The sequence below is a fragment of the Paenimyroides ummariense genome, assembly GCF_900115115.1.
Taxonomy (GTDB): Bacteria; Bacteroidota; Bacteroidia; order Flavobacteriales; family Flavobacteriaceae; genus Flavobacterium; species Flavobacterium ummariense.
Genome location: NZ_FOVI01000002.1, coordinates 195,395 through 207,774, shown reverse-complemented (window position 1 = coordinate 207,774; position 12,380 = coordinate 195,395). Strand labels below are relative to the sequence as shown.

The 12,380-nt window shown below is 34.4% G+C and carries 12 protein-coding genes; 4 read left to right on the top strand and 8 right to left on the bottom strand.

All coding sequences use genetic code 11. The annotated features are described in order from the left end of the window. Positions 1 to 17: 17 nt before the first annotated feature. Together BM253_RS02625 and BM253_RS02620 are read left to right on the top strand one after the other, a co-directional pair. The gene (locus tag BM253_RS02625; protein ID WP_091518636.1) at positions 18 to 842 is read left to right on the top strand and encodes a UDP-2,3-diacylglucosamine diphosphatase; all 825 of its coding nucleotides are present in this window, start codon (positions 18 to 20) and stop codon (positions 840 to 842) included. Further along, positions 839 to 1,807 carry a glycosyltransferase family protein gene (locus BM253_RS02620; protein WP_091518634.1) on the top strand — a complete coding sequence of 323 codons (969 nt, stop codon included), beginning with the start codon at positions 839 to 841 and terminating at the stop codon, positions 1,805 to 1,807. Before BM253_RS02625 ends, BM253_RS02620 begins: the two co-directional genes overlap by 4 nt. On the opposite strand, the gene BM253_RS02615 is transcribed toward BM253_RS02620, so the two are convergent. From BM253_RS02615 to BM253_RS02590, 6 genes are all read right to left on the bottom strand, one after another. Then, a complete protein-coding gene (locus BM253_RS02615) occupies positions 1,808 to 2,041 on the bottom strand; it encodes a VF530 family protein (protein ID WP_091518631.1) in 234 nt (77 codons plus the stop codon). A gap of 50 nt (positions 2,042 to 2,091) precedes the next feature. Continuing rightward, complete coding sequence (locus BM253_RS02610) at positions 2,092 to 2,592, bottom strand: FKBP-type peptidyl-prolyl cis-trans isomerase (RefSeq protein WP_091518628.1); 501 nt, start codon at positions 2,590 to 2,592, stop codon at positions 2,092 to 2,094. Between the two features lie 447 nt (positions 2,593 to 3,039). Continuing rightward, positions 3,040 to 3,993, bottom strand: coding sequence for a hypothetical protein (locus tag BM253_RS02605; RefSeq protein WP_091518624.1), 954 nt, complete (start codon positions 3,991 to 3,993; stop codon positions 3,040 to 3,042). Between the two features lie 165 nt (positions 3,994 to 4,158). Then, positions 4,159 to 5,706 carry an acyl-CoA carboxylase subunit beta gene (locus tag BM253_RS02600; protein ID WP_091518620.1) on the bottom strand — a complete coding sequence of 516 codons (1,548 nt, stop codon included), beginning with the start codon at positions 5,704 to 5,706 and terminating at the stop codon, positions 4,159 to 4,161. A gap of 83 nt (positions 5,707 to 5,789) precedes the next feature. Further along, complete coding sequence (gene accC / locus BM253_RS02595; protein WP_091518618.1) at positions 5,790 to 7,235, bottom strand: acetyl-CoA carboxylase biotin carboxylase subunit; 1,446 nt, start codon at positions 7,233 to 7,235, stop codon at positions 5,790 to 5,792. A 255-nt stretch (positions 7,236 to 7,490) separates the two neighbouring features. Then, a complete protein-coding gene (locus BM253_RS02590; RefSeq protein ID WP_091518616.1) occupies positions 7,491 to 7,976 on the bottom strand; it encodes an acyl-CoA carboxylase biotin carboxyl carrier protein subunit in 486 nt (161 codons plus the stop codon). Between the two features lie 117 nt (positions 7,977 to 8,093). On the opposite strand from BM253_RS02590, the gene BM253_RS02585 reads away from it, so the two are divergent. Further along, positions 8,094 to 8,648 carry a 2'-5' RNA ligase family protein gene (locus BM253_RS02585; RefSeq protein WP_091518614.1) on the top strand — a complete coding sequence of 185 codons (555 nt, stop codon included), beginning with the start codon at positions 8,094 to 8,096 and terminating at the stop codon, positions 8,646 to 8,648. 32 nt (positions 8,649 to 8,680) lie between these two features. Next, the gene (locus BM253_RS02580) at positions 8,681 to 9,556 is read left to right on the top strand and encodes a CPBP family intramembrane glutamic endopeptidase (RefSeq protein WP_143095569.1); all 876 of its coding nucleotides are present in this window, start codon (positions 8,681 to 8,683) and stop codon (positions 9,554 to 9,556) included. Here the strand turns inward: BM253_RS02580 and pgi are convergent. Both pgi and BM253_RS02570 read right to left on the bottom strand, forming a co-directional pair. Further along, positions 9,553 to 11,145, bottom strand: a complete 1,593-nt coding sequence (pgi, locus tag BM253_RS02575; protein WP_091518612.1) for a glucose-6-phosphate isomerase — start codon at positions 11,143 to 11,145, stop codon at positions 9,553 to 9,555. The two genes, BM253_RS02580 and pgi, sit on opposite strands and share 4 nt — an antisense overlap. Beyond that, positions 11,145 to 12,326 carry a peptidoglycan DD-metalloendopeptidase family protein gene (locus tag BM253_RS02570; protein WP_245758431.1) on the bottom strand — a complete coding sequence of 394 codons (1,182 nt, stop codon included), beginning with the start codon at positions 12,324 to 12,326 and terminating at the stop codon, positions 11,145 to 11,147. Before BM253_RS02570 ends, pgi begins: the two co-directional genes overlap by 1 nt. Positions 12,327 to 12,380 lie beyond the last annotated feature (54 nt).

Genomic DNA, 12,380 nt, shown 5'->3' with positions numbered 1-12,380 from the left:
GTAAAATTCTGTTTAATATGAAGAGAAGTGTTGAAGTAGCGGTAATTTCAGATACACATTTGGGAACTTACGGTTGCAAAGCCAAAGAGTTGTTGAATTATTTACGGTCAATAGATCCAAAAGTATTGATTTTAAACGGTGATTTTATCGATATCTGGCAATTTAAAAAAAGTTATTTTCCTGAAAGTCACCTCGAAATCATCAAATATATTCTGAATTTGTCGCTAACAAACTGTCAGGTAATTTATCTTACGGGGAATCATGACGAGTTTCTGCGGAAATTCTCTCCTATGACTTTTGGTAAGATCCAACTATTAGACAAACATATTTTTGAATTAGACGGAAAGAAAACCTGGGTTTTTCATGGCGATGTTTTCGATTCATCTGTTCAACATTCAAAATGGATCGCCAAATTAGGCGGCATTGGGTATGATTATTTGATTCGTTTGAACAACCTTTCGAACTGGATTTTAGCTAAAGTGGGGCGCGAGAAATATTCCTTCAGCAAAAAAATAAAGAACAACATTAAAAAAGCCGTGAAGTTTATTGGCGATTTTGAAGAAACAGCTTCTGAACTGGCTATTGAAAATAAGTTTGATTACGTGATCTGCGGACACATCCATCAACCGCAAAAAAGAGAAGTTACTACTGCAAAAGGAAGTTGTTTGTATTTGAATTCGGGCGATTGGATCGAAAATTTAACGGCTTTGGAATACAACAACGGTTCGTGGGAAATCTATCATTACGAAAACGATTTGGTGATTTATTTAATGAATCAGATCGATCAAAAACCACAGCAAACTCCCGATCAATACAAAGAAATTGAAGTCTTTTTTAAATGAAAATTTTATACGCATTACAGGCAACAGGCAACGGACACATTGCGCGCGCCAACGTTTTAGTACCCAAATTAAAAGAACACGCCGAAGTTGATGTATTTATTTCGGGGCAGAACTCGCAGTTGCCGTTTAAAGGAAACGCCGTGCAGAACAAAGGAATTTCGTTGTTCTACTCTAAAAAAGGCGGTTTGAATTACAAGAAAATCATAAAGAAAAATTCGTTTGTGCAGTTTTTAAGATCGGTACAAAATGTGCCCATTCAGCAATACGATTTAATTATTAACGATTTTGAACCTGTTACGGCGTATGCTGCCAAATATCGAAACAAAAAAATCATCGGGTTAAGTCATCAGGCAGCCGTTTTGCATGATAAAGCACCTAAACCGCAGAAAGATTTTCATTTAAGCAAGCTTATTTTAAAGAAATATGCGCCTATTCAAAACTCGTTTGGGTTTCATTTTACGAAATACGATGATACTATTTTTCATCCGATCATTCGTAATTCGATCAAAAATTTAAACTGCGAAAAAGAGGATTATATTCTGGTTTATCTTCCCAGTTTTTATAACGATGAGCTGTATAAAGTGCTTTCGCAAATTAAAAATATGGATTGGGTTGTATTTTCACCTTTCAGTAAAACATCTAAAAAGCAGGGGAACTGTACTTTTTTCCCTATCGATGAGCAGTTGTTTACATCTTATCTGGCAACAACAAAAGGAGTTTTATGCGGTGCGGGTTTTGAGTTTCCTGCTGAAGTTTTGCATCTTAAAAAGATGTTGTATGTAGTGCCGATTAAAGGCCAATTTGAACAATACTGCAATTATTTGGCATTAAAAGAACTGGGCGTAACCGGAAGCGAAGATTTAAAAGTTGATAAATTAAAAAGCTGGTTATACAGCAACGATATTGTGGATATTTCTTTTAAGGATGAAACCGATCTTCTGATTGAAAAGGTTTTGAATACCTGATTACAGCTTGTTTTTCTTTAAATGTGGATAAATCTTAAGGTACAACTGTTCTACTTTGGTGCGTGCCCATGGCGTTTTACGCAAAAAAGTGAGCGATGATTTTATGCTTGGATCTTTTTTAAAACAATTAATAGGAATTTCTTTGCCCATTGTTTCCCAGCCTTCAAAAAACTCTACCATTTCTTCGAGTATTTTTTGCAGCGTCATTCCGTGTAAAGGATTGTTGTTTGTCATAATACTAATAAAAAACCGACTCTCAATTGAAAGTCGGTTTTGGTTATAAATCAATGTGTTTCAGTACCGTCGATACCATGAGCGTGTCCGTGAGACAATTCTTCTTCTGTAGCCGGACGTGTAGCCACAACTTCTACATCAAAATTTAATGTTTTACCAGCCATTGGGTGGTTTAAATCGGCAACAACGGCATTATCGTTTACTTCAACAACAACCGCACGAAACTGATTTCCTTGATCATCGGTCAAAGGCAACATAGCACCAACCGGTGGCAAGCCCGATTCGCTGAACATATCTAAAGGTAATTGCGCCACAGCATTCGGATCAATTGCTCCGTAACCTTCTTCCGGTGAAATAGTGAACGATTTTTTATCGCCTGCCGTTAAGCCATTCATTTCGTCTTCGAATTTAGGAATCATCATGCCTACGCCGTGTAAATAAGTTAACGGGTTTTCTGTTGTAGTTTCTTCAACAAATACTTTTTCTCCGTTTGCTTCAATAGTATGAAGTTTGTAGTTTACTGTAACTACATGGTTGTTTTCTATTGTCATTTTTTTGTTTTTTGTGAGAAAGAACTCTCGTTGATGCAAAGATATTGGTGTAAAACAACAGTCTTTGATATTTGTTTTTATGTTTAAGTTAAGTATCAATAATTGTTCCGTTGCTTAAAAACGGGTTTTTGTAGTTTGTTTTGTATTTGTTACGCCTTATGGTGTATGGGGTTGACATGATCTTCTGTCTATTTGTCATAAGATTGTATTCTTCAAGGATGAGGATGTATTCCTCACACTTAATCTTGTGCTCCTCACTGTTGATTTTGTATTCCTCACACTTAATCTTGTGTTGCTCACGGTTTATCTTGTATTCCTCCAAGTTTATCTTTCGTTGCTCACGAATAGTTTTTATTCTTTGCACGAGCAAGATGCTCGCGCTAGCTGGGGTACTACTGGTTCTTAAATTCTTTTCAAAAAGTAATATGATCAATCAAGTTAGGTAAGTCAATTAATCGTAGAAATATATTTCAAATATTTTTTTTTAGAGTAATAATGAAAAAATAATAAATAAAAAGATGTTGAAAAAATTAGAAAAATTAAAGCTATAAATAAAGTAAAAATATTTTCGAAAGACACTTCTTTCTTAAAGAAAATTGTTTTTTTTTCTTTTTTAGAATTTAAGCTATTAAAATTATATTTATCATAAATAATATCATACTTTTTGGAAGCACTAAATATTAAATAAATTCCATTAGTTTCATTATTTAAAGAATCTATTTTTGTTTGCAAATTATCAGAGTATAATATATCATTAGATTTAATTTCATTTCTTGTTTTAGCATCGTAAACTAAAATATTATGACTTTTAATTTGATATTGAGTATTTAGTATAAATAATCCAAACAAAAGTAAAATTGTTGAGATCATAAATGAATATTTTAGATTTTTTAAATCCTCAGCTTTTAAAATTTCGATTTTATCTATATTTGGAATTCTATGAAAAAACTTTAATTTAATATCCTCTATCTTTACATTTTCGCTTTTCTCAATAATACCTTCGAATTCAAAATTTTCCTGAGATTTGAATAAATCGAAATTTATCGTTGCAATATTTTCTTTAATTGTAGAAGTTTCTGTTAGACCTTTACTTTTAGAAATAATTTTAAAATCTGTCCAGTTTGAGTTACTAGAACTTATAATTTCAATGAAGTTGTTTTTACTTGTTATATCTTTATCACCATCGCATATTATAAATCCTCTTATAAAAATCAAGTTTGAATTAATTTCCTGCCCATTATAACTAATAGAAATATTATCAAAATTTTTAAGTAAATCTTCTTGGACATTAATTTGTTTATTTTCTAGATAAACCAACCTCGTTTTTTTCTGCTTTAGAAAAATTATTAAACTTGGTAAACCTAATACAACAGTAATAATTAATGAGATTATTTCAAACATAATTGATGATGTAGTTATTATTCAATCATTTTAATTTTTTATAATTTATATGCTAAAATAAAACAATAAACTAATTTTATAATTGAGTTTGTAAAAACGTTAACCGTTCAACTTGCGATGAACGGTTTTCTAATATCTAAAATCTAGTATCTAACTACTAACAAGTTACAACGGAATATTTCCGTGTTTGCGGTTTGGTGTTGCTACTTCTTTATTTTCAAGCATTTTAAATGCTTTGATTAATTTGCGGCGGGTATCTTGTGGAAAAATAACTTCATCGATAAATCCACGTTGTGCTGCACGATATGGGTTTGCAAATTTTTCAGCATATTCTGTTTCTTTTTCTGCTAATTTGGCTGCTGGATCTGCTGCCTCTGCAATTTCGCGTTTAAAGATAATTTCCGATGCTCCTTTTGCTCCCATCACAGCAATTTCTGCTCCTGGCCACGCAAAGTTCATATCTGCACCAATGTGTTTAGAGTTCATTACATCGTATGCACCACCATAGGCTTTACGTGTAATTACAGTCACTTTTGGCACAGTAGCTTCAGACAACGCATATAATAATTTTGCACCGTGAACAATAATTCCATTCCACTCTTGATCGGTTCCCGGTAAAAATCCAGGTACATCAACCAACACCAATAACGGAATATTGAAAGCGTCACAAAAACGAACAAAACGAGCTGATTTTATTGAGGAATTCACATCTAAACATCCTGCCAAAAACATTGGATTGTTTGCTACGATACCAACCGATTTTCCACCGATACGTGCAAATCCTACAATGATATTTTCGGCATAGTTTTTATGAATTTCGTAGAACGAATCTTCGTCGATTACATTATTGATTACATCGTGCATATCGTAAGGCTTGTTCGCGTTATCTGGCACAATATTGTTTAACTGATCGCGGATTTCATCGCCAAACTCAAAAGGTAAATCCTCAACAACTTCCTGATTATTTTGCGGAATGTAACTTAACAAACGTTTTACATCTTCTAAACACTCAATATCGTTAGCAGATGTTGTATGCGCAACTCCTGATTTTGTTGAGTGTGTTGATGCTCCACCCAATTCTTCTGCGGAAACGGTTTCATTGGTAACGGTTTTAACAACGTTTGGTCCGGTAACGAACATGTACGAAGATCCTTCAACCATCATAGTAAAATCGGTCATTGCTGGCGAATAAACTGCTCCACCTGCACATGGACCCATAATTGCTGAAATCTGAGGAATAACTCCAGAAGCCTGAACATTTCTAAAGAAAATATCGGCATAACCGCCTAACGAACGCACACCTTCTTGAATACGCGCGCCACCCGAATCGTTCAAGCCGATCATTGGAGCACCTACTTTCAATGCCATATCCATTACTTTACAGATTTTTTCAGCATGCGTTTCAGATAAAGCTCCACCAAAAACCGTAAAATCCTGCGCAAAAGCATACACTAAACGTCCGTTTACTGTTCCGTAGCCCGTAATAACACCATCACCCAAATAATGTTCTTTATCTAAACCAAAATCTTTGGTACGGTGTGTTACAAACGCTCCGATTTCTTCGAACGATCCTTCATCGAAAAAATATTCGATACGCTCACGAGCCGTTAATTTCTTTTTAGCATGTTGCGCTGTAATACGCTTTTCGCCACCGCCTAATTTGGCTTCGGCTAATTTTTTATTTAAAATATCGAATTTTGTATTTGATTCCATTCTCTTTCTTTTATTTAGCTTTTAGTTCTTAGTTTTTAGTTATAAGCTTTAAAACTTTGAACTTTAAACCTTAAACTTTTAAACTATAGCTTCGTTGGTACGCGTAAAACTTTTTGATCTGCAAAATATTGTTTCAAAGCTATTAAAGCTGCAACTTCGGCTTCTTTTGCCTGACTTTCTTTAATGATATCGGCACTGTAAAATTTCTTAACGAAATTGGTATCGAAATCGCCCGAAACAAACGCATCATGCTTAAACACAAACGTTCCAAATGGCAATGTTGTACTCACACCTTCGATCTTATAATCTTGAATTGCCTTTAACATCAACTCAATTGCTTCGTTGCGGTCTTTACCATACGTGATTAATTTAGAAAGCATTGGATCATAATAAATAGGCACATCCATACCTTGTTCAAAACCGTTGTCTACACGAACACCCTCGCCTTCTGGCAAAATGTAAGTCGATAAATTCCCCACTGATGGTAAGAAATCATTCAAAGGATCTTCTGCATACACACGTAATTCCAAAGCATGACCTTTTATCTTTAAATCTTCTTGCTTGATAGGAAGCACTTCGCCACGAGCTACACGAATCTGCATTTCTACTAAATCGATTCCTGTAATCAATTCCGTAACCGGATGCTCTACCTGCAAACGCGTGTTCATCTCTAAAAAGTAGAAATTCTTGTTTTCATCCAACAAAAACTCAACCGTTCCTGCACCAACATAATCACACGATTTTGCCACTTTTACAGCAGCTTCGCCCATTGCCTGACGAATTTCAGGAGTTAAAACGGCAGACGGAGCTTCCTCAACCACTTTTTGATGACGACGCTGAACCGAACATTCACGTTCGAACAAATAAACTACGTTTCCATGTGTATCTGCCATCACCTGAATTTCGATATGACGCGGAGATCCTACATATTTTTCAATAAAAACAGATCCATCGCCAAAAGCGGATGTTGCTTCGGAAATAGCGCGTTGCATTTGCGATTCAAAATCTTCTTCTTTCTCTACCACACGCATTCCTTTTCCACCACCACCGGCAGATGCTTTGATTAAGATAGGAAAACCGACTTCTTTCGCTACTTTCTTCGCTTCATCAATATCGGTAATTGCGTGATCCAAACCAGGAACCATAGGAATATCGTAGGCTTTTACAGTATCTTTTGCCGCCAATTTATCGCCCATTACTTCAATGGCATGCGATTTTGGACCGATAAACGTAATTCCGTTTTTCTCTGCCAGTTCGGCAAATTTCGAATTTTCAGATAAAAATCCGTAACCCGGATGAATACCGTCAACCCCTAATTCTTTACATACTTCGATGATTTTATCGCCTAAAAGATACGATTGGTTCGATGGTGCTTCGCCTATACAAACAGCTTCATCGGCAAATTTTACATGTGGCGACTGGCGATCGGCAACCGAATAAACAGCAACGGTTTTAATTCCCATTTTTTTTGCCGTTTTCATTACACGCAGTGCAATTTCACCACGGTTTGCAACTAATATTTTTTTCATTATGATTTTCTACAAATTAAATGATTCAAAGATTGAATGATTGAAAATTATCTATTCGTTCGACTTTTCTCTTTAATACAAGACTAAATCTAATCTGTTGTCAAGCTGAACTTGATTAACTTCGTTCTGTTCGCAAGCTCGAGTCAGCTTCTCATTAAATATATTCAAATAATCTTTTGAGATTCCGAAACAAGTTCGGAATGACAACCTTTACGTTTAAAACGATCTTTTTATTCTTGGGTCTTTTTTCTATTTTTATTCAAACTCAATTAATAACTGACCTTTTTCAACTGCCTGACCTTTTGTAACCGCGATAGATTTAATGATTCCGGCACGAGGCGAATCAAAACTATTCTCCATCTTCATGGCTTCTAAAATCAACAGGTTATCGCCTTCGTTTACTTCTTGCCCAACGGTAACGTTAATTTCTAAAATCAGTCCCGGCATTGGTGCTTTAATGGCGTTTACCACTTTGGCTTTACCAACTTCAAAGCCCATTTCTTTAATCAACTGGTCTAAATGGTTGGCAATGCTTACCACGTATTCGTTGTTATTTACAACTACCGTATATGTTTTGTTGATAAAATCGGTGTTCACAACTTTGGCGTGATACGAAGTATTGTTGTGTAACACATGAAAGTTTTCTTGATCTAAACTCACCGCATCGGCAGCAAGCATTTGCTCTTCTGTAACATCAAAGGTATATTCTTTATTTACAGAAACTTTAAGTGCGTTGTTCATTGTATTATTTTGTTTCTAAAAGGGTAAAGTTATTTAAAAAAACGCAATTATTTAATTAAAAACGGTGTTTAATGTATTAATTAAACGATTCTTACGATATTTAAAAAAAATAATAAAATGAATAAATATTCGGTGGTTTTTATGCCCGATTTACAAACTATTGAAAAGGTAAAGCAAATGAAATTACTTTTAGCACAGCACATTGGCTGGTTTAACAGTAAAAATTCGCTGGCACATTTTACTATTTTTGAATTTTTTGAAGATGAAAATCAGGAAGATAAATTTTGTTTGCAGTTAGATAGAATTGCTTCTGAAATAAATACTTTTAATGTACAGTGTGATGCCTTTGACTGGTTTGATAACGGCGCTTTTTACATTAAACCAAACGAAGTTTCAGGTACCAAAATGACCGAATTAATGAAACAGGTTTTAAAAGAATCGATCCAAATTAAAAAGACAATTACGAATACAAATCCACATTTATCAATTGCAAGAAGGTTATCGCCCGAAAAATTAGAAATTGCCAAACAATTGTTTACCAACATTCATTTAGAATTTGCCGTAACAAACCTAACTTTAAGAAAATTTGACGAAAGCCTGAAGCAGTTCATGGTTTATAGAGAATTCCCGTTACTTGGAAAACCTAAAGAAATACAAGGAAGTTTGTTTTAAGATATTTTGTTATTTTTGCCGAAACATTACTTATGAAACAAATTTTACTTGATTTCTTTTCTTTTATCAAAAAACCAAGAGACTTACAATATTTTGGAGACGACAAAATTTATAAATGGAAAGTGTTTTTTACGCTTTTTTTGGCAGAATTAGCTTTATTGATTTTTTATTATCCCATCGTAATTTGGATTGATAAATATGTTGAATTAGAAGAAGCATTTGCCGATTCATATAATATATTAATGTCCTTTTTTCTGTATGTTTTATTGATCCCTTTTTTAGAAGAATTATTTTTCAGGTATTTTTTAAGAAGAACAGGCTTTTTAAAATATCTATTCAGTGAGAAAGTCTGGCATAAATTTTATCCTATATTCTTTTATAGCTCTGTTTTAATATTTGGATTTGTACACATTACCAATTATGAATTTACAAGTATCTGGATTTATATTCTAGCTCCGTTTTTAGTTTTAACGCAAATAATTGGCGGAGCAATAATGTCTTATTTACGTGTTCGTTTTAATTTTTGGTTAGGATTTATGTATCATGCACTTTGGAATTTTGTGGCATTTTTTATCATAGAAGGTTCTTATTATCTTTTAAATATTGATAAAGTAGAAATCAAAAATAATAATTACGAATTAATTATTGAGCCTAAGCAGTTTGTAGGCATGATTGATCCTGTAGAAATGATTTATACGGATGAAATGGACACAATTTTTGAGATAAAAGCAGCATATTTCAATTCACATGAAATTTTAGAAGTGTTATCTCCCGATAATAAGATTTATAAAGGAACATCGATTTTAATCAATTTAGATTTTAAATCAGAGAAAGGAATTTCAACAGATTCTTTACTTCATATTTTAGAAACAGAAGGATATATAGAAAAGAAAGCGAAAACTAATTAGTTTTCGCTTTTGTTTTTTAAGTAATGATTCAACAAAAAGGCAGTTGAACAATCGTGTTTTTTTATTTCGTTTGCCTGCAGTTCGCTTTTAATGTTGTTTGCCAAAACCTTCCCGTATTCCACACCAAACTGATCAAAACTGTAAATGTTCCAAATATAGCCCTGTACAAACGTTTTGTGTTCGTATAATGCCAACAAACTTCCCAACGATTCGGGCGTTAACTTGTTAATCAAAATAGTGTTTGATGGTCGGTTTCCTTTAAATTCTTTATAAACAGCGTTCTTGTCGGTATCATCATCTGTATGATAGTTTCCTTCCTTGCCATTCATCAATGCTTCGGTCTGTGCAAAAAAGTTCGCCATTAACAAATCATGCAAATCACTTGAGTAAAAAGGTTTAATGAAACCAATAAAATCGGTCGGAATAATCTTTGTTCCCTGATGAAACAATTGAAAAAATGCGTGTTGCGAGTTGGTACCAACTTCGCCCCAAACAATGGTTCCGGTTTCGTAATTCACCGGACTTCCGCTTCTATCAACACTTTTTCCGTTACTTTCCATAATAACCTGTTGCAAATAAGCCGGCAACATTTTTAATTTATCAACATACGGCACAACCGCTTCGGTTTCAAAACAAAAAAAATTGTTGTACCAAATAGAAAGCAACGCCAAAATAACCGGAATGTTTTCTTTAAAAGGTGTGTTCGCAAAATGCTGATCCATTTTGTTTGCACCATTTAACAACTTTTCAAAATTGGCAAATCCAACAGACAACGCGGTGCTTAAGCCCACGGCACTCCATAACGAATAACGACCGCCGACGTAATCCCACATTGGGAAAATATTTTGTGTTTCAATACCATACTTTACCGCTTCGGGAATGTTTGATGAAACCGCCACAATATGATCCTGCGTTTTTAAACCGTTCTGCAACAGCCAATTTTTAAAGATATCGGCATTGCTAATGGTTTCCAACGTTGTAAACGATTTTGAAACCATTACAACCAAGGTAGTTTCTGCTTGTAACTTGTTTTTTAAACATTCAATAGTATCATTGTCGATGTTTGATATGTAATGAACATTTAAATGATTTTTGTAATCAGCCAAGGCTTCAGTAACCAGTTTTGGACCTAAATCTGATCCGCCGATTCCGATATTAATCACATCAGTAAACGCTTTTCCGGTAGATCCTTTCAAATCCCCTAAAATTACACTTTCCGTAAACTGTTGCATTTGTTTTAAAGCCGCAGCAACTTCTTCGGTTTGATTTTCCGGTTTTTTTCTTAAATCGGTATGAAGTACTTTTCTGTCTTCGGTTTCATTGATGGTTTCTCCGCTTAAAAGTGCATTGATTCCTGCTTTCAAATCAACATCTTCTGCCAGTTGAACCAGCAAATCAATGGTTTTACCGGTAATTCTGTTTTTGGAAAAATCGACTAAAAAATCGTTCCAAACAATATTAAAATCATTAACACGCGTTGGGTTTTCTTTAAAAAGTTCCTGCATTTTTACAAACTGAACTTCGTAAAAATGTTCACGCAACTTTTGCCACGCTTGTGTTTCGGTAGGATTATTCTTTGGTAATGACATTAATTTTCAAATTTTTCTTGAAGTTTGTCTTCTATAGCTTTTTTAACTGGTTTTATCTGTGTCAGATAATTAGCAATATCTTTTTTATCCATTACCAAAGATGTTGGTAATTTTTGTTTTAAAGGATCTACCTGAACGCCGTTTTTCCAAAATCGGTAACAAACATGCGGACCTGTAGCCAAACCGGTACTGCCCACTTTACCAATTACCTGACCTTGGGTTACACTTTGCCCACGGCGTACCAATATTTTAGACATGTGTAAATATTGTGTGGTGTACATGTTGTTGTGCTTTACTTTTACGTAATTTCCGTTGCCCGATGTTCTTCCGGTTTCAACCACAACACCCGATGCAGTCGTCATAATTGGTGTTCCGTGCGGTGCTGCGTAATCGGTTCCGTTATGCGCTTTAAAACGTTTTTGTACGGGATGAAATCTGTTTTTAGAAAACTTTGATGTGATGGTAAAATATTTTAAAGGCGATTTTAAAAACATGGTACGCATTTGCTTTCCATTTTCATCAAAAAACTGTGCTTCTTTTTCGCCTTCTTGTTTATACGGAAAACCATACACATCTTTACCGTTGTAACTGAAATAAGCTCCTAAAATTTCTTCGGTCCCAACATAAATAGAATCGTTGATGAACTTTTCTTTTACAGAAAGTGCAAATTTATCGCCACTTTTAAATTTAAAGAAATCGACAGTCCAAGCGAAACGTTTTGCCAAACCTGCCGCCAAACCCGGATCTAACCCTTCTTTTTGGATAGATGCCGATAAAGAACCGTCAATTTCGCCGGCTATTGTTTTAACTTTATACGATACCGGATAATCTACGGTGTAAGCATGAATTGAATCGCGAAAATCGATTACTTGAAAACCCATTTTATCGGGTTCGTAAATCAATATTTCTAATTTAGGAATGGTTTCCTTAGACTTTAATAACGTAAAAGTTTTACCTGCCTTAATCTTTCGAACATCAAAAGAATCCCTTACTTTGCCAACAATATCGTGAATTTCGGTAGCATCGTAATTATGGCGTGCCAATATCAAACTTAAATTATCTCCGCGCTCAACGGTATCACGCTCTACATGATATTCGTTTAAAGAAAAACCATAGGCAAATTCAGGCTTCACTTCTTCTTTGTCTTTTACGGCTACTTCGGCAAATTCAGGTTCTGACACCTTTTTATTGCACGCAAAAAGTACCGAAAAAACTGTTAGAGATAATATGAGCTG